This window comes from Weissella viridescens (assembly GCF_001437355.1).
GTDB classification, from domain to species: domain Bacteria; phylum Bacillota; class Bacilli; order Lactobacillales; family Lactobacillaceae; genus Weissella; species Weissella viridescens.
On record NZ_JQBM01000002.1, the window covers coordinates 116518 to 133140 of the forward strand.

At 41.6% G+C, this 16623-nt stretch carries 17 protein-coding genes; 11 read left to right on the forward strand and 6 right to left on the reverse strand.

Annotated features, from left to right (window positions below; genetic code table 11):
* Nucleotides 1-151: 151 nt before the first annotated feature.
* The 5 genes from IV50_RS03125 to IV50_RS03145 all read left to right on the forward strand — a co-directional run bounded on the left by IV50_RS03125 (nt 152) and on the right by IV50_RS03145 (nt 6067).
* On the forward strand, nt 152-829 hold the full coding sequence (locus IV50_RS03125) for a histidine phosphatase family protein (RefSeq protein ID WP_057744964.1): 678 nt from the start codon (nt 152-154) through the stop codon (nt 827-829).
* A 15-nt stretch (nt 830-844) separates the two neighbouring features.
* Nucleotides 845-2128, forward strand: a complete 1284-nt coding sequence (gene hflX / locus IV50_RS03130; protein WP_082625995.1) for a GTPase HflX — start codon at nt 845-847, stop codon at nt 2126-2128.
* Nucleotides 2129-2294: 166 nt separating this feature from the next.
* On the forward strand, nt 2295-4016 hold the full coding sequence (locus IV50_RS03135; RefSeq protein WP_057745937.1) for an ABC transporter ATP-binding protein: 1722 nt from the start codon (nt 2295-2297) through the stop codon (nt 4014-4016).
* A complete protein-coding gene (locus IV50_RS03140; RefSeq protein ID WP_057744966.1) occupies nt 4016-5797 on the forward strand; it encodes an ABC transporter ATP-binding protein in 1782 nt (593 codons plus the stop codon). The genes IV50_RS03135 and IV50_RS03140 overlap by 1 nt, the downstream gene beginning before the upstream one ends.
* A gap of 75 nt (nt 5798-5872) precedes the next feature.
* Entirely contained in the window at nt 5873-6067 is a 195-nt protein-coding gene (locus tag IV50_RS03145; RefSeq protein WP_057744969.1) for a hypothetical protein, read from the forward strand.
* Between the two features lie 29 nt (nt 6068-6096).
* Here the strand turns inward: IV50_RS03145 and IV50_RS03150 are convergent, their stop codons facing one another.
* The 5 genes from IV50_RS03150 to IV50_RS03170 all read right to left on the reverse strand — a co-directional run bounded on the left by IV50_RS03150 (nt 6097) and on the right by IV50_RS03170 (nt 10055).
* Nucleotides 6097-6291 carry a hypothetical protein gene (locus tag IV50_RS03150; protein ID WP_057744972.1) on the reverse strand — a complete coding sequence of 65 codons (195 nt, stop codon included), beginning with the start codon at nt 6289-6291 and terminating at the stop codon, nt 6097-6099.
* 1 nt (nt 6292) lies between these two features.
* Nucleotides 6293-6490, reverse strand: a complete 198-nt coding sequence (locus IV50_RS03155) for a hypothetical protein (protein ID WP_156405010.1) — start codon at nt 6488-6490, stop codon at nt 6293-6295.
* 430 nt (nt 6491-6920) lie between these two features.
* On the reverse strand, nt 6921-7865 hold the full coding sequence (locus IV50_RS03160) for a nucleoside hydrolase (protein WP_057744978.1): 945 nt from the start codon (nt 7863-7865) through the stop codon (nt 6921-6923).
* A 15-nt stretch (nt 7866-7880) separates the two neighbouring features.
* On the reverse strand, nt 7881-8801 hold the full coding sequence (gene rihC, locus IV50_RS03165) for a ribonucleoside hydrolase RihC (RefSeq protein WP_057744981.1): 921 nt from the start codon (nt 8799-8801) through the stop codon (nt 7881-7883).
* A gap of 27 nt (nt 8802-8828) precedes the next feature.
* Nucleotides 8829-10055: a NupC/NupG family nucleoside CNT transporter gene (locus IV50_RS03170; protein ID WP_057744985.1), complete on the reverse strand. Its 1227-nt coding sequence runs from the start codon at nt 10053-10055 to the stop codon at nt 8829-8831.
* A 549-nt stretch (nt 10056-10604) separates the two neighbouring features.
* On the opposite strand from IV50_RS03170, the gene IV50_RS03175 reads away from it, so the two are divergent.
* The 4 genes from IV50_RS03175 to IV50_RS03190 are packed head-to-tail and all read left to right on the forward strand — an operon-like array spanning nt 10605 to nt 14131.
* Nucleotides 10605-11828, forward strand: coding sequence for a betaine/proline/choline family ABC transporter ATP-binding protein (locus IV50_RS03175; protein ID WP_057744987.1), 1224 nt, complete (start codon nt 10605-10607; stop codon nt 11826-11828).
* 3 nt (nt 11829-11831) lie between these two features.
* Nucleotides 11832-12518: an ABC transporter permease gene (locus IV50_RS03180; protein ID WP_057744990.1), complete on the forward strand. Its 687-nt coding sequence runs from the start codon at nt 11832-11834 to the stop codon at nt 12516-12518.
* Nucleotides 12518-13441 carry an osmoprotectant ABC transporter substrate-binding protein gene (locus IV50_RS03185; RefSeq protein ID WP_057744991.1) on the forward strand — a complete coding sequence of 308 codons (924 nt, stop codon included), beginning with the start codon at nt 12518-12520 and terminating at the stop codon, nt 13439-13441. Before IV50_RS03180 ends, IV50_RS03185 begins: the two co-directional genes overlap by 1 nt.
* Nucleotides 13442-13453: 12 nt before the next feature.
* Nucleotides 13454-14131: an ABC transporter permease gene (locus IV50_RS03190; RefSeq protein ID WP_270622029.1), complete on the forward strand. Its 678-nt coding sequence runs from the start codon at nt 13454-13456 to the stop codon at nt 14129-14131.
* A gap of 80 nt (nt 14132-14211) precedes the next feature.
* Here the strand turns inward: IV50_RS03190 and IV50_RS03195 are convergent, their stop codons facing one another.
* The gene (locus IV50_RS03195) at nt 14212-14742 is read right to left on the reverse strand and encodes a GNAT family N-acetyltransferase (protein WP_057744997.1); all 531 of its coding nucleotides are present in this window, start codon (nt 14740-14742) and stop codon (nt 14212-14214) included.
* A 158-nt stretch (nt 14743-14900) separates the two neighbouring features.
* Here IV50_RS03195 and IV50_RS03200 point away from each other — a divergent pair, with 158 nt between their 5' ends.
* Both IV50_RS03200 and manA read left to right on the forward strand, forming a co-directional pair.
* Nucleotides 14901-15614 (forward strand): MucBP domain-containing protein, encoded by a 714-nt coding sequence (locus IV50_RS03200; RefSeq protein ID WP_057745000.1) that lies wholly within the window; start codon nt 14901-14903, stop codon nt 15612-15614.
* Nucleotides 15615-15644: 30 nt separating this feature from the next.
* Nucleotides 15645-16610 (forward strand): mannose-6-phosphate isomerase, class I, encoded by a 966-nt coding sequence (gene manA / locus IV50_RS03205; RefSeq protein ID WP_057745002.1) that lies wholly within the window; start codon nt 15645-15647, stop codon nt 16608-16610.
* The last annotated feature ends 13 nt before the right edge of the window (nt 16611-16623 follow it).

The following is a 16623-nucleotide window of genomic DNA, read 5'->3' on the forward strand; positions in this document are numbered from 1 at the left end:
AAATATCATCACAACAATAGTTAACTATAACAGATGGCATAATTTGTTGTCAATTAAAATTTGACTGGACGCAGTTAGAATTATTAACCATAAAAATGCTATAATAAGGGTAACATACGACAACGAACAACGATGATGAGGAGTGAGCACAATGGCATTTAACTTATACTTAGTACGACACGGTCAAACATACTTAAATAAGTATGGACGGATGCAAGGGTGGACGGACGCACCGCTAACTGAAAGTGGACTTTCTGATGCCGATGCAGCAGGAACACGTTTAGCTAATGTGCACTTTGATGCTGCTTATTCTTCAGATTTATCACGTGCGCGCATTACGGCGGAACACATTTTGGAAGCAAATCAAAAGAGCGGTGATTTATTTAAGCCAACCGAAATCTGGAACTTCCGTGAAGTCTTCTTTGGAAGTTATGAGGGCTTACGCGGTGATGTCATTGCACCAGAGATTGCTGAAAAGAAGGGTCTTCCAAATGGGCAAATCAATACATATAGTGATTTGGTGGCTGAATTAGGAGCCGATGGCACAATGGATGCTTGCCGTGAATTTGATGCTTTTGAGGATGCGGAAGATTCAGCAATGTTCTGGAAGCGATTTGATGCTGGAATGGATCAATTACGTGCAAACCACACTGATGGAGAGAACGTGTTAGTGGTGGCACACGGAACAGTCGTACGGAATGTTGCGGCACGCTTTGCTGACGAAGCTACAGCCAAGGTCGCACCCGAAAACGGTATGGTTTCAGTTTGGACCGTCTCAGAAGATGATTTAACGATGGAAGCCTATAACGATACAACAACAATTTGGTAAAGAATAGGAATTTAAATGATAGAAAATGAAATGGACGAAAAGCGTCCAGTAATCTTAGCTGGGTTAGATCGTCAAAATGATGATTTTGATTATCAGATGGAAGAATTGGCTAACTTAGTTGAAGCCAATCATATGAACCCAGTGTCAACTGTCACACAAAAGCTTGACCGCCCGAACCCAGGAACCTATTTTGGAAAAGGAAAAGTCGAGGCACTAAAAGAAGCGGTTGATTACTACCAGGTGGATATGGTGGTTACTAATGATGAATTGACGCCATCACAGATTCGTAATTTGGAGGCTGGAACTGGTGTCACGGTTATTGACCGTACTGCGTTAATTTTGGATATTTTCGCATCACGCGCTAAGACAAAGGTCGCCAAGCTTCAAGTCGAAATTGCCCAATTACAATATCAGTTACCACGTTTACGTACATCAATGAATGTACGTTTGGACCAACAAACTGGTGGTAATGGTGGTAGCTTTACGAGTCGTGGGGCTGGTGAAACAAAGCTTGAAATGAATCGTCGTCATATTGAACATCAAATTGGCGAATTGCGTAAGGAATTGGCTGAAATTGAAGCTGATGATGCGACACGTCGTGCACGTCGTGAGAAGGAAAACATTAAAAATGTTGCTTTGATTGGGTATACTAATGCTGGTAAATCAACGATTATGAACGCATTGGTACGTCGCTTCGGTGAGAATCAAGAAAAGACCGTCTTCCAAGCCGATATGTTATTTGCGACGTTGGAAACGTCGGTTCGTAAATTGAACTTACCTGATAAGCAAAGTTTTTTGTTATCTGACACGGTTGGATTTGTCTCACATTTACCTCACGGATTAGTGGCGGCCTTTAAAGCAACGCTAGCTGAGGCTGCCTCGGCCGACCTTTTGGTTCAAGTTGTCGATTATTCTGACCCTAACTATAAGGAAATGATGAAAACGACTGCTGATACGCTTAAAGAGATTGGGGTGGGTGACATTCCGATGATCGTTGTCTATAACAAGGCGGATAAGTGTGATGGTGTGCCATATCCTGAGCGTGAAGGGGATGATCTCATTCTCTCTGCACCAGAGGAAAGTTCACAAGATATGTTGTTGGACGCAGTTCGCCAGCACATCTTTTCAGACTTAATTGAGAAGACTGTTTTGATTCCATTTGACCAAGGTCAAGTGGTTTCAGAATTAAACGATCAAGCAACCGTTCTCTCAACGGAATACGTTGAGAATGGCACGCAAATGCAAGTGGTACTAACGCCAACCCAATTAGGTCGCTTTGAAAAATACGTTATTGATTAATCATACAAAAACACACCTAGTCGTAGGTGTGTTTTCGTTTTTGATGGAAGTAAAACAGACACATTACTAAATGTGTTGATAACACTAACGTTTTGCATGATTTATTAAAATATTGTGATAAAATAAGAACACATGTTAAGGCACGAAGTAATAGGAGAACGATATGGTGAAATTTTTAATCCCATATATTGGGAAATACAAGAAAGATGTTGTGTGGGCGGTGATAACAATTACCATCGCTGCAGTTACATCTTTGTGGCAACCGAAGTTGCTACAACAAGTGGTCCAAGCAATCGCCGATGATAAAATGAATCTGATGATTCCGTTGGGGATTCAATTAATTGTGGTAGCTTTGATTGGCTTAGTTGCTGGAGCAATTAACACGATTTTTGCAGCCAAAATTGGAACGGGAACTGCCGCGGATTTACGTGCCGCTGAATATAAGAAGGTCCAAACATTCTCGTTTGGAAACATTGAACGTTTCTCAACTGGAAGTCTCGTCGTGCGCATGACGAATGACGTACAACAAGTCCAAACGATTGTGATGGTCTTCTTCCAATCCCTCTTACGTGTGCCAATTCTCTTTATTGGTGCCTTAGTATTGGCATTGACGACATTGCCACGTTTATGGTGGGTTATTTTAGTTATGGTTATCCTGGTTGTCGTCATTACGATGGGTGTTTTGTCACCAATGGGTAAGTTATTCGGTAAATTCCAGAATTTATTGGACAAGACGAATAATATGGCTAAAGAAAATTTGCAAGGTGTGCGCGTCGTTAAGTCATTTAACCAAGAACACAATGAAGAAGTTCGTTTTGATGCAAATTCAAAAGAATTGACGGATATCAATATTAAAATTGGATACCTGTTTGGTATTTTAATGCCTGCCTTTATGTTGATTGGTGAACTAGCAATTGCTGTATCAATCATTTTCGTGGCACGTAATATTGTTTCCGATCCAACCATGTTGGGGGCTTTGACTTCATTCGTGAATTATTTGATGCAAATTATGAATGCCATTGTTATGGCAGGATTTATGTCAATGTTTGCGGCACGTGGAATTGAATCAACGAAGCGAATTAAAGAAGTTATGGATACCAAGCCTGACCTTACATTCGATGCCAATGCGGCTGAAGAAAAATTATCTGGGGATGTTGAATTTGACCATGTATCATTTGCTTATCCAGGGGATGAGCATGAGGTCTTGAAGGATGTATCATTTAAGGTCAAGCAAGGTGAGATGATTGGATTAGTAGGTGCAACAGGATCAGGTAAATCTACGCTTGCGCAATTGATCCCGCGCCTATATGACCCAACCGACGGTGTCGTTGAAGTCGGTCATGAAAATTTGAAAAAAGTGAATGAAAAGTCATTGCGTAAGGCAGTCGCCTTTGTGCAACAAAAAGCGATTTTATTCTCTGGTAAAATTTCAGATAATTTGAAACAAGGTAAGTTTGATGCTGATAGTGCCGATATGAAGCACGCTGCTGATATGGCACAAGCAGCTGAATTTATTGAAAAGTATGATGACCAATACGAACATGAAGTTGAGGAGCGTTCAGCAAACTTTTCTGGTGGGCAAAAACAACGTTTGTCCATTGCACGTGGCGTTATTGGAAATCCATCCGTTTTGATTTTAGATGATTCAACGTCAGCGTTGGATGCTCGTTCAGAAAAGTTAGTTCAAGAAGCACTTGAAGCTGACCTACCTGATACAACTAAATTTGTGATTGCAGAAAAGATTTCATCAGTGATTAAGGCTGATCGTATCTTTGTTATGCAGGATGGGGAACTCATTGCTGCGGGAACACATCGTGAATTAGTAGCGTCATCACCGGTTTATCGTGAAATTTATGAAACTCAAAAAGCACAGGAGGTGATTGACTAATGCAAAGTTTATGGCATGCAATAAAATTCTTTGCCCGATATTTTAAGCACTATAAATTAGGGATGTTGATCATCGCTGTGTTTACAATTTTGGCAACGTATTTTCAAGTTAAAGCGCCCGTATATATGGGAAAGGCGATTCAAGAAATTGCTAATTATTTAATGTTGAAATCTAACCCTGCTACGGCAAAACAAGCGTCAATGACGCAAGTCTATAATGCTGTAGAAATGTTTTTACTCTTTATTGTGATGATGGGAGTTGGCCTATTCATTGTTTCAATGGCACAAGCCATTATCTCATCTCGTTCAGTTGATGATATGCGAACTGGTTTGTTTGCGAAGATTCAACGCATGACCGTGAAGTATTTTGACTCACATCGAGATGGTGAAGTGCTGTCACGTTTCACATCGGATTTGGATAACATTTTCAATGCGATGAATGAAGCCATTTTCCAGCTGTTCGCTCAATTAGTGTTGTTAATTGGGGTTGTGATTATGATGTTCCACCAAAACGTGCAGTTAGCATGGGTAACCATTGCGTCAACGCCAATTGCGGTGCTGCTGTCAGTAATTATTATTACGCAAGCACAACGCTATGTTAATTTACAGCAAGAAGAAGTTGGTCATTTGAATGGATACGTGAACGAACAAATCAATGGTGAAAAGGTGATTATCACGAATGGTTTGCAAGCTGGTTCAATTGATGAATTTATGGAACACAATGATAAGGTGCAACAAGCAACTTATCGTGGTCAAGTTTGGTCAGGAATCCTTAATCCATTGATGATGGGGATGAGCCTGGTTAATACAGCGATTGTCATTTTCTTTGGTGGTTACTTAGCATTGAATGGTAGTTTAGATCGTGCAACTGCCTTAGGGATGATTGTGATGTTCGTGAACTTCTCACAACAATTCTACCAACCAATCAGCCAAATCACGTCAACATACAACATGTTGCAATTGGCTGTAACTGGTGCGCGTCGTCTTGACGAAGTCTTTGCACAAAAGGATGAAGTTAGTCCAGCAGAACCCGTTGCTTTTGATGGGTTGAAGGATAAGGTGGAATTAGACGACATTCACTTTAGTTATAATCCTGGTAAAGAAATATTGCATGGGATTTCCATTGAAGTGGATAAGGGAAAGATGGTTGCCTTGGTTGGTCCAACAGGGTCAGGTAAGACAACGGTGATGAACCTCTTGAATCGTTTCTATGATGTTGATTCAGGGGCAGTGAAGTTCGATGGTATCGACGTTCGGGATATGTCATTGAAGAATTTGCGTGATCATGTTGGGATTGTGTTACAAGATTCAATCATCTTTACTGGAACCATTCGTTATAACATCACGTATGGAAAGCCTGACGCTACAGACGAGGAAGTCGTCTCTGCAGCCAAGCAAGCTAATATTCATGATTTCATCATGTCATTGCCTGAGCAATACGATACGGAAGTTAGTGATGAAAATTCAGTCTTCTCAACTGGACAAAAGCAATTACTTTCAATTGCTCGTACCATCTTAACGAACCCAGAACTTTTGATTTTGGATGAAGCAACATCTAACGTCGATACGGTGACGGAAGCGAAGATTCAAAAGGCCATGGATAACGTCATTGCCGGACGAACGAGCTTTGTGATTGCGCACCGATTGAAGACGATTTTGAATGCTGACAAGATTGTTGTTTTGAAAAACGGAAATATTATTGAAGAAGGGACTCATCAAGAACTCTTGGCTCAAGATGGTTTCTACGCAGAGTTGTACCATAATCAAATGGTATTTGAATAAAGTGAAAACGACTAAATGCAAATTTAGTCGTTTTTTTTGTGCTAAAATGAAAGAAATAACGCATGAGGAGCAAGAATGAAATATTTAAAAGTTGAGCGGAAGTGGGCGTTGGTCATTGCTTTAATTCTAACCCTAGCCGCAGTTGTGCAAATTACATCAATGGATTTGTCAGCTGGTGCGCGTGATATTGGTAAAATTATTGGTACCTTTGTGATTCCGGGTGCGTTTTACTTCATTGCCTTTGCGCCAAAATCTGATGATGAAAAATAAAAAGCAGCAGACTTAAAGTCTGCTGCTTTTTATTTTGTGTAATCATCGGGATCGTTATTTGGATCACGTAGTAATTTTTCAAGTAGGTAAAAAACAAGGGCTTCAAATAGTGCCAAAACAACGAAAGTGATGCGTGCCCATGCCTGTGGAAAGACAAAAACAAGCGCGAATGTGGCAAGCGGTAAGATTACGGTGATGCCGCGCCAAATGACTTTTGCAATCATATTAATTCTCCTGGTATTGGGTAATTATATTTTCAACTTGTGCTAGCGTCGAGCTTCGATATGAACGTGTTGGCTGCATCAATGTTTTAATATCAGTTGTATTCAGTGATGTCTTTGCTAGAATGACCGGAATTAGCTCTGGTTGCTCGCGTAAGGCCTTAGCAATATGGCCTTGTTGGTTTGATGTGTTGTGCTTCAAAATACGCAAAGAAGAGCAGACACGCCCAAATTGTGATAAGGGTAATCAAAAGATTTAATTGAAATACGTGTTGGCTATTTTGTAATAGCAATAATACGCTGATTAAACTGGCATAAATACTAAAGCGTATATACGGGTTTGTTTTCATAGCTGTTTCAACCTCGACATGTCTCTTTGCATTGATTGTAGCACATTTTGAAGCATTTCATATGCTGATATCTAGGTTTATAAACAATGTTGATGGATGATTAACTGCATGTGTGGTTTGATAAACAAATTTCTGTATGAGTAATGGTACCAGTGCCCTTACAAGAAGAATTGCTTTACTGCGTTCAATTGTGATGATTACTTAAATAATTACGATTAGCAACCATCAGTGATAATTTTACAGAAAAACACCCGCTGCAATTATTGCAGCGGGTGTTTTTGTTTAACCTAGAATTTGGTTTGTGTAGTTCATAAAGCGATCAAGATAATCTGCAGTATCAACTTCAACGGCGGCAAAGTCTGTTTTAACAGGATCTAACGCACGTTCTGGATCACCAATGGTACGTCCATCTTCGTGGGTTACCATCATGTTGATTGGTAACAGAGTCACCAACTTTGGATCAACCGCAACACCAACAGCTAGTGGGTCGTGTAGGGCGGCACCACGCTTATCGATATCCAAACGATCATACGCCTCAATATAGTAGTCGAAAATGTCAGCAAAGACACGACCTTTTTCTGTACCTAAGTCACGCCACTCTTGGGTTTCCTTTTTGGTCAAAAGGGTTTGCATTGTGACATCAAGTCCAACCATAACCAAGTGCTTAGCATGCTTATAAACATAATCAGCTGCTTCTGGGTCTTGGTTGATGTTGGCCTCGGTGTAAGGTGTGACGTTACCGGGAACAGTCAAGGCACCACCCATTAGGGTAATGTTACCAATGAGGTCGATGATTTCAGGATCTTTTTGCATCGCTGCCGCAAGATTAGTTAATGGACCAGTTGGCACAATAATCAAATTGTCTTGGTAGGCATGCGCTGATTCAATCATGAAATCAACAGCAGGTGTTGTTTCAACTGGGCGGGCAGCCGCAGCCAATTCAACATCACCAATACCGTTTTTACCATGAATATCCATTGAGATTTCCATTGTTTCAAAACCATCGGTTGTTGAAGAATGACTAAAACCTCGATAAACAGGAACATCGGTTGCGCCAAGCAATTCCAACAGCTTTAAGCTATTTTCAGCAGCGGTATCAACCAAAGTGTTTCCATAAGAAGCAGCGATTCCAATCAAATCAGCATCAGGTGTGGCGAGCGCGTAAGCAATTGCTAGTGCGTCATCAACCCCAGTGTCTAAATCAAGAATCATTTTTTTACGGGCCATGGGTTTCTCCAATCTCTATTTGTTCATTGCGGCAACTTGTTCTAAGAACCAAGTATTGAAAGCTTCGGCATTAATGCCAACACCAACGTTTACGTTCGTGTAGCCAGGTTCATGCCAACGATATTGAAAATCAGCAACAGTCGCACCGATGGCTGGGCCTTCGGTAACCACATCCACTGCGAATGGCTTAGTTTCGATGACGCTAGGATCAACAGCATACAAAATCGTATTAACGTCGTGCATTGGCTTACCACCAACATGCACATCTTCATAAGCGGTAACGATACCGTACAACATTTCACCAGCAGGACCCATTTCACGTAACGTGTTCGTGCTCTCTTCAGTAAGGAGAGCGTTCAATGTCACGTCTAAACCAATCATTGTGATGGGCAATTCACTTTTGAAAACAATTGCAGCGGCATCTGGATCAGTGAAAACGTTGAATTCAGCAACTGAACTCACATTACCACCAGAAATTGAGCCACCCATTAAGATGAATTCCTTAATCAAAGGCTTATCTTCAGGATGTTGTTGCAAAAGCAAAGCTAGGTTAGTGTATGCGCCAGTTCCAATAATTGTAATTGGCTCAGCACTTTCATTTAAAACTTGGTGAATAGCTTCCACGGCATCAATGGCAAGTGGCTTGGTTGTTACTTCAGGGAAGTCGTAACCAGGCATACCAGATTCGCCATGAATATAAGAAGCGTCTTTGAATTCGCGCTTCAAAGGTGCTTTGGCACCTTGCGCAACCGGAATATCAGTTCGGTCAAAAAATTCAAGTAGTTTTAGTGAGTTGTTGGTTGTCTTTTCAACACTGACATTACCTGCAACTGCAGTAATTAATTTAACATCTAAATCGGGACGATTAACAGCAACCGCAATGGCGGCAGCGTCATCAATTCCGGGATCCATATCTAAAATGACAGGTTTTGCCATGTGGTATTCCCCCTTGTTAGACAATGATTACCAAACGAATAGTCCGGCAGCAGCAGCAGAAAGTAATGAAACCAAGATACCTGAAAGTAGCATCTGTGGTACGTGGGCTGCAATGTAATCATTCTTTTCCTTTGAAACAAGTCCCTTGAAGGCACCTAGAATCATACCAACTGTACTGAAGTTAGCAAAGCTAGTAAGGAAGACAGTCAATACGGCCTTGGCGTGTTCGTTAGCGAACAAACCTGTTCCGGCCATGATGTCCTTAGAAATCTTACCCATAACAACGAATTCGTTAGTAACCAACTTAGTTCCCATGAATTGGGCAATTTGGAAGGCTTGGTTTGTATCGAAACCTAGCAACCAAGCAAATGGGAATAGGACAACTCCGAAGATGTTTTCCAATGACAACCAGTGCAAACCAGTTAAGGCAAAGACCTTGTCGATGAATCCAGCCAACGCAATGAAGGCAATAACAGTGGCAGTGATGATCAAAATCAAACGACCAGCGTTCAAGATTGAGTCACCCAAGAATGAGAAGAATGGTTCGCGCTTCTCACCTTCTTTGTGAATTGAGGCAATGGTATCTTCTTCAGGTGAAACCTCAACTGGGTTAAGTAATGAAGAAATTACGATTGCACCCAAAATGTTTAGGGGTACAGCGGCCATAACGTATTGGCCGGGAACCATGGCAGTATAGGCACCAAGGATGGCGGCCGTCACACAGCTCATTGACATCAAAGCCAATGTGTAGTTACGACGAGCGCTCATAGCGTTCAATTGGGCACCAGAAACGGCAAGCACTTCGGTGTTACCAAGGAACATCATTTCAACTGAGAAGAAAGCTTCAAACTTTGGTTGTCCAGTAATGAATGATAATCCACGACCAATCCACTTAACCAACCATGGCAAGATACCAAGGTAAGTCAAAATGTCAAACAATGGCACAACAAGCAACATTGGAAGCAATGCACTTGTTACGAAGTTTGGCATACCAGTCGTTGGCTTCAACCAATCAGGTAGGGCGAAGGCAATACCGATGTTAGCAGCTTGAACAATCCAAGCAAAGGCATCGGCAGCGCCCTTAACAATATCTTGACCAATACTGAACTTCATGAAGAACCAGGCCAACAACAATTCCAAAGCAACAACCAACAAAATGCGTGACCACTTCACGTTTTTGCGATCATTTGAGAATAAGAATGCAATGCCTAAAAAGACAAAGATACTTAAAAAGTTAACGATAATGTAAAACATTATAAATAGTCCTCTCTGTACTCCTAAAAAGTAGAAAAAATAAAATAAGTTACGCTTAAGATTATAGCAGAGAGTCGCAGTGTATAAGGGTTTTGCTAGCAAATAACATAGTTCTGAAATATTATCTTAAATGTTTCTAAATATTAAAACGATTAACCTGTTTTTTTGCACAGCTTATCCACAGGAAAGTTCGGAATTTAAGCGTGAATCTAGGAAATGGGAATCGCTATTCTTCTGTTTTTACGTGAAATATTGCACATTATCGCATTACAGTTTCGGCTGTGTAAAGTTTTTCTTTACGATTTTACTAGTAGTAAAATGCGATTAAACAATATATATTCAAATGTAAGCTTAGTGACGCATAATATGGCGGGTTTTAAGGTCTAATGTATTTATAATGTATGGATAAATTTATTAACGTAACTAAATGCTATTTAAAAGTAATTGATTTGTAATTTTGCAAAGATTGTGTAAAGATAGATTATGTATAAGTGATACGTTCGGCGTTTCAAGCGCCAACGTTGAAAAATTTGGGACGAGGTAGAGTTTATGAGTGGATTTATTGAATTTCAAAATGTTTCCAAAGTGTATGACGGCGCTAAAGTCGCAGTGGAAGACATTGATTTGAGTTTTAATAAGGGGGAGTTCATTTGTTTCATCGGTACGAGTGGTAGTGGTAAGACAACCCTTATGCGGATGATTAACCGAATGAACACACCAACTTCAGGAAAAATTTTGGTAGATGATAAGGACGTAGCAACTTTAAATCCAGTTGAGTTACGTCGACGAATTGGTTATGTGATTCAAAGCATTGGTTTGATGCCGCACATGACGATTCGTGCAAACATCACCTTAGTACAACGTCTTTTGAAAGTGGATGAGGTCGAACGTGAAAAGACGGCCAATAAGATGATTGACTTGGTTGAATTGCCTCGTGAAATGTTGGATCGTTATCCTTTTGAGTTATCAGGAGGACAGCAACAACGTATCGGGGTTGTGCGTGCTTTGGCTGCAGATCAAGATATCATTCTAATGGATGAACCGTTTGGTGCATTGGATCCAATCACGCGTGAATCTTTGCAAGATTTGATTAAATCATTGCAAGTCAAATTGGGTAAGACTGTTATTTTCGTGACCCACGATATGGATGAAGCTTTGAAGCTTGCTAATCGTTTGGTTGTGATGAGCCACGGACATGTCATTCAATTTGATACACCTGATAATGTTTTGCGTCACCCAGCCAATGAATTCGTTGAAGAGTTGATTGGTGAAGAACGTCTATTGCAAGCGCAACCAGATGACACGCAAGTTAAGACGATTATGAGTAATGGTGCCATCACCATCCACACAGATCGCTCATTGAGCGACGCCATCACAATTATGAAGGAAAAGCGTGTTGATTCATTGATTGTGACTGATAACGCTGGTGTGCTAAAGGGTGTTGTTGATGTGCAGAACTTGAATAAGCAACGCGATCGCGCTTCAAGTGTGGGTGACATTATGGTTGATGTTCCATACGTTAAGGAAACCGACCTTTTGAGAAATACGTTGCAACGTATTTTGAACCTTGGTTTGAAGACGGTCCCAGTTGTTGATGACCAAAAGCATGTTGTTGGTATTTTGACACGTTCATCATTAGTTGACTTGGTTTACGATACAATTTGGGGAACTTCTGCTTCCGACACCGATGCAGATAAAGCAGCCAAGGCTGATCAATCTGAAACAACAGCCAATGATGGAGCACCAGCTACTACTGACGCCAAGGAGGTATAGTCGATGCAAGCCTTTATTTCAGAATACGGTTCACAAATTCTAACGAAGAGTGGCCAACATATCTATATTTCGGCAATCGCCTTATTCTTTGGAATCATTGTTGCTGTACCAGCTGGGATTGCGCTAACCCGTGCAAACAAGTTAGCTAACCCCATTATAAATGTGGTGAGTGCGTTACAGACAATTCCATCTTTGGCGCTTCTAACCTTGATGTTACCAATCTTTGGGATTGGGCGTACGCCAGCGATTATTGCACTATTCATTTATTCTTTACTTCCCATTCTGCGTAATACGTATTTGGGTATGAGTAACGTGAATGACGAATATCGTGATGTGGCTCGTGGAATGGGGATGAGCAATATGCAGTCAATCTTTATGGTCGAATTGCCAATTGCTCTACCGACTATTATGGCCGGAATCCATTTGTCAGCCATCTACGTTATTTCTTGGGCAACCCTAGCTTCATATATTGGAGCTGGTGGTTTGGGAGACCTTATCTTCAGTGGTTTGTACAACTACCAACCAGAATTGATTTTCGCTGGAACAATTCCAGTTACAATCATTGCCTTGGTTGTTGATTTCTTATTATCTAAGTTGGAACGAATCATGACGCCAAAGGCGTTCATTTTGCAACAAGATATGGCCGATAAACAACAAGCCCGTGAAGATGCAGAACGGAGGGCTCGCTAATGACCACTCAGAAAAAAGTACGTAACATTGTTATTGGGGTCGTGGCATTTATTGTTTTGCTAGCCGGATATTTCTGGCTGATGCCACCTCAAACTGAGAATAAGCCAATTACAGTCACTGGTGGAATTACATCAGAAGCCCAAACACTGGGAAGCATTAATGCTGATATGATTTCATACTATACTGGTCGTCCAACTCGGGTCATTAATAACTTGGCGACGACAACAATTAATCAGAAGGCGATGACTAATGGCGACGCACAAGTTTCAGCGGCCCGATATACCGGAACCGACTTGACGACGACGTTGGGATTGCCAGCTGAAAAGAACCCACAAAAAGCCTTCAACACAGTGCATGATCAATTTGAAAAGAAATATAATGAGACATGGTTCCCATCATATGGATTTGAAAATACGTATGTGTTCTTGGTACGCAAAGACACCGCTAAGAAGTACAACTTAAAGACTGTTAGTGATATGGAAAAAGTTGCCGATAAGCTGAGCCTGGGGGTTGATACCGCTTGGGTGACGCGTCAAGGTGATGGTTATGATGGCTTTAAAAAGACCTACTTCCCATTCAAGTCAATTCACCCAATGCAAATTGGTTTGGTGTACACGGCTGTGGCAAGTAAGAAGATGGATGTTGTGCTGGGTTACACCACTGATGGGCGGATTGGAAGTTACGATTTGACAATGCTTAAGGATGATCGTCACTACTTCCCACCATATGATGCATGTCCAGTGGTTGATAATGTTACCTTAAACACAACGCCTGGTTTGAAGAAAGCCATGACCAAGTTGTCAGGTAAGATTGATACCAAGCAAATGCAACAATTGAACTATCAAGTTGATAACAACTTGAAAGAACCTTCAGTGGTTGCAAACGATTTCTTGCAAAAACATAATTATTTCGAAGGAGAGTAAAGCACAATGGATATGGCGAAGATGAACATTTTTCAACAATTTATTGCATATTTTGCTCAAAACGGAAGCTATGTGTTTGAGCAGTTTATGCGACATTTCTTAATGTCAGTTTACGGGGTATTGTTTGCCGCCGTGATTGCTATCCCGCTGGGGATTTATATTGCCAACCGCCACACGCTTTCCAAGTGGGTGATCCGGCTTGCTAGCATTATTCAAACCGTTCCATCATTGGCTATGGTTTCAATCTTGATGCTTGCAATGGGGCTTGGTGTTAAAGTTGTCTTAATGGCAACGTTCTTATATGCCCTTTTGCCAATCTTGAGTAATACCTACACTGGAATTAATCAGGTGGATCGTAACGTGTTAGATGCCGGAGAAGGAATGGGAATGACCGGTTGGCAACAGCTATATATGGTTAAGTTGCCACTGTCAATTTCCGTTATCATGGCTGGTTTGCGGAATGCCTTGGTGCTAGCAATTGGTGTGGTTGCGATTGGCGCTTTTGTCGGTGCTGGTGGCTTGGGTGATATCATCATCCGTGGTACGAACGCGACAAACGGTGGTGCCATCATCTTAGCTGGTGCATTGCCAACGGCCTTTATGTCAATCATCGCTGATTGGGGTATGGGAAAAATTGAAAAGTTCTTGGATCCTGCGACACAAATTCGTCGTAAGCGGACACAAGGTTAATCAAAAAAGAGCCAATTATTATGATTGGTTCTTTTTTGTAATAAACAGGCGTGTCTCCTGATGGAGACACGCCCTTTATTTTATTCAGTTATTGGCAGCGCTAGGCTGTATGCCCAGCGGATGTCATTGACGTTGCCGTCCATACAAACAGTGCAGTTATATGTGAATCCAACTTGCTTAATGAGCCGTTGCATCCGCTGATTCAAGGGATGCGTATCGATGCGTATTGCTTGGAAGCCAAGGTAGTTAGTCCAGGTGAGCAGATTAGACATAAAGATTTGGCCAAGGTGTTGACCCCGGAAGGCACTCGAAATGGCAATGCGATGCAAAGACACGTACGGGGTGACATCGTCTGACCACTTACCATCCAGCGGGATGGTGTAATTTGGTTCTGGTGTTTGCCGAATGACGGCATAGCCAATGACAGCGATGTCGTTGACCAAAACATAGGCTTCACCACTCAGAATATCGGCTTTAATTAATGCTTCATCAGGATAACCGTCCTGCCATTGTGGCACGCCGTCAGCTTTTAAATTAGCCTGTGCCTCATGAATGATGGTCATAATTTGGGATAAATCTTGTACTGTCGCGGGGCGCGTCAATGGAAGCATGCTGATACCGGTCCTTTATAAAATTTGTAAGGTTTAATACTTACAATTATACAAAGAATGTGTGTTGACGTATAATTGAATTTGAAGCAAGCTGCGTTAAAGTGTTGCTGGATTCGTTTTTTTACGATGTAAAATACATGCAAAAAAAGGAGAGACTGATGGCAGAAATTGAATTAATGGGGATGCCAGTCTGGGTCTATGCTAAAAATATCGATGATCAAAAACCAGTTGCACCCAATCAATTAATTACAGGACATGTGGGGGAGCCTTACCAGGTTGAACCAGCTGAAATTGATGGCTACACTTTTGTTAAAGCAAAAGGGGAAACAAATGGTGTATTGAATGATGAAATGCATACGGTGACATTATATTATCGTCCGGCCCACTATCTGGAAGCTCAAAAGCTGACAAATAAGTACTTGCATATCAAACAACCTGTGGCAACGTACCTCGAAATGAACGGCGAACAAGATGGCTCGAATTTGTGGCCAGATACGGTGGTGCCAGTTTCAAGTCGTGTGGCTACACAAGATGGTACATTCTGGTATGAACTTGCTGATTCGCGTTGGGTACCATTTTCAATGCAAAATATGCAGTTATCAAGTGAGCGTGGGGATCGCTCAGACGAGCAACCAAGTTGGTTAAAGAATAAAGTCTGGGATACTAAGAAAATTTCAGTGATGGGGGTCATTGATTTCATTCCAAACCAGACGCTAAATGTCTATGACCAGCCTTATGGTCAAGTCATAGGACAACTTGCCGACGGTACGCCGGTAAATCTGATTGAAGAAGTGACGGATGGTGCGGGTAACCTGTGGTATCACTTGGACCAGTACGGCTGGGTGTCGAGTTTGTACGTAAAAATTAAATAAACATATTAAACATTTGGGGAGATGAGCAATATGACAGAAATACTTGTATTACAAGCTGATTTGCACGAAAAAATGTGGGGCGGTACGGCTTTACGTGATTTGTACGGGTTTGATATTCCAAGTGATCACACGGGGGAAGCTTGGGTTGCTTCTGGGCATCCTAATGGACCAACTTGGATTAAAAATGGTCGCTTTAAGGGCAAGACGTTAGTTGAGGTTTGGCGTCAACATCCAGAGCTGTTTCAAAATGCACATGGGGTAAGACCTTTTCCACTATTGGTTAAGATCCTAGATGCACATGAAAACTTATCGGTTCAAGTTCATCCGGGTAATGCATATGCAGCAAAGCACGCCCATGAGTTGGGCAAAACAGAGTCGTGGTATATTTTGGCAGCTAAACCTGACGCTGAAATTTACTTTGGTCATCATGCACAGACACGGGCTGAATTTAGTCAGATGTTAGAACAGCGTGATTGGGAGCGTTTGTTAAGGAAGGTGCCAGTGAAGGCCGGTGACTTTTTCTATGTACCAGCAGGTACTTTGCATGCCCTGGGCGCTGGCGTAGTGGCCTTGGAAATTCAACAATCTTCTGATACCACGTACCGTGTATATGATTTTGATCGTATTGATCAGACTACAGGGTTCCACCGGAAATTAGACTTACTAGATGCCAAAGCGGTAACACAGGTGCCCTTTGCACCTGTTACACCCAAGCAAACAACGAAACAAATTGGTGGAGCAACGTGTACGACGTTAGTCCAAGCAGAATATTTCAATGTGCAAGATTACCATTTAGATGGCGCATGTACGTTAGCCCCAAGCGATAGTTATCAAATCGGGGTAGTTGTATCCGGTAAGGTAACCATAAAGAGTAAACGTGATACTTACAGTTTTACGCCGGGGATGAGTTTTATCTTACTCGCCGATGGCAGTGATTGCATGGTAACGGGGACAGGTGAATTTGTGCTAGCGACTCCTGGACCGGCCGCAAAATAAATAAAAAATTAAG

Excerpts from the sequence above, each read along its gene's own strand:
- IV50_RS03170 (WP_057744985.1), bottom strand. The coding sequence starts at position 10,055 with ATGTTTTACATTATCGTTAACTTTTTAAGTATCTTTGTCTTTTTAGGC.
- IV50_RS03200 (WP_057745000.1), top strand. The coding sequence starts at position 14,901 with ATGGCAGAAATTGAATTAATGGGGATGCCAGTCTGGGTCTATGCTAAA.
- IV50_RS03125 (WP_057744964.1), top strand. The coding sequence starts at position 152 with ATGGCATTTAACTTATACTTAGTACGACACGGTCAAACATACTTAAAT.
- IV50_RS03180 (WP_057744990.1), top strand. The coding sequence starts at position 11,832 with ATGCAAGCCTTTATTTCAGAATACGGTTCACAAATTCTAACGAAGAGT.
- IV50_RS03195 (WP_057744997.1), bottom strand. The coding sequence starts at position 14,742 with ATGCTTCCATTGACGCGCCCCGCGACAGTACAAGATTTATCCCAAATT.
- IV50_RS03185 (WP_057744991.1), top strand. The coding sequence starts at position 12,518 with ATGACCACTCAGAAAAAAGTACGTAACATTGTTATTGGGGTCGTGGCA.
- IV50_RS03145 (WP_057744969.1), top strand. The coding sequence starts at position 5,873 with ATGAAATATTTAAAAGTTGAGCGGAAGTGGGCGTTGGTCATTGCTTTA.
- IV50_RS03190 (WP_270622029.1), top strand. The coding sequence starts at position 13,454 with ATGGCGAAGATGAACATTTTTCAACAATTTATTGCATATTTTGCTCAA.
- IV50_RS03150 (WP_057744972.1), bottom strand. The coding sequence starts at position 6,291 with ATGATTGCAAAAGTCATTTGGCGCGGCATCACCGTAATCTTACCGCTT.
- IV50_RS03160 (WP_057744978.1), bottom strand. The coding sequence starts at position 7,865 with ATGGCCCGTAAAAAAATGATTCTTGATTTAGACACTGGGGTTGATGAC.
- manA (WP_057745002.1), top strand. The coding sequence starts at position 15,645 with ATGACAGAAATACTTGTATTACAAGCTGATTTGCACGAAAAAATGTGG.
- IV50_RS03140 (WP_057744966.1), top strand. The coding sequence starts at position 4,016 with ATGCAAAGTTTATGGCATGCAATAAAATTCTTTGCCCGATATTTTAAG.
- rihC (WP_057744981.1), bottom strand. The coding sequence starts at position 8,801 with ATGGCAAAACCTGTCATTTTAGATATGGATCCCGGAATTGATGACGCT.
- IV50_RS03175 (WP_057744987.1), top strand. The coding sequence starts at position 10,605 with ATGAGTGGATTTATTGAATTTCAAAATGTTTCCAAAGTGTATGACGGC.
- hflX (WP_082625995.1), top strand. The coding sequence starts at position 845 with ATGATAGAAAATGAAATGGACGAAAAGCGTCCAGTAATCTTAGCTGGG.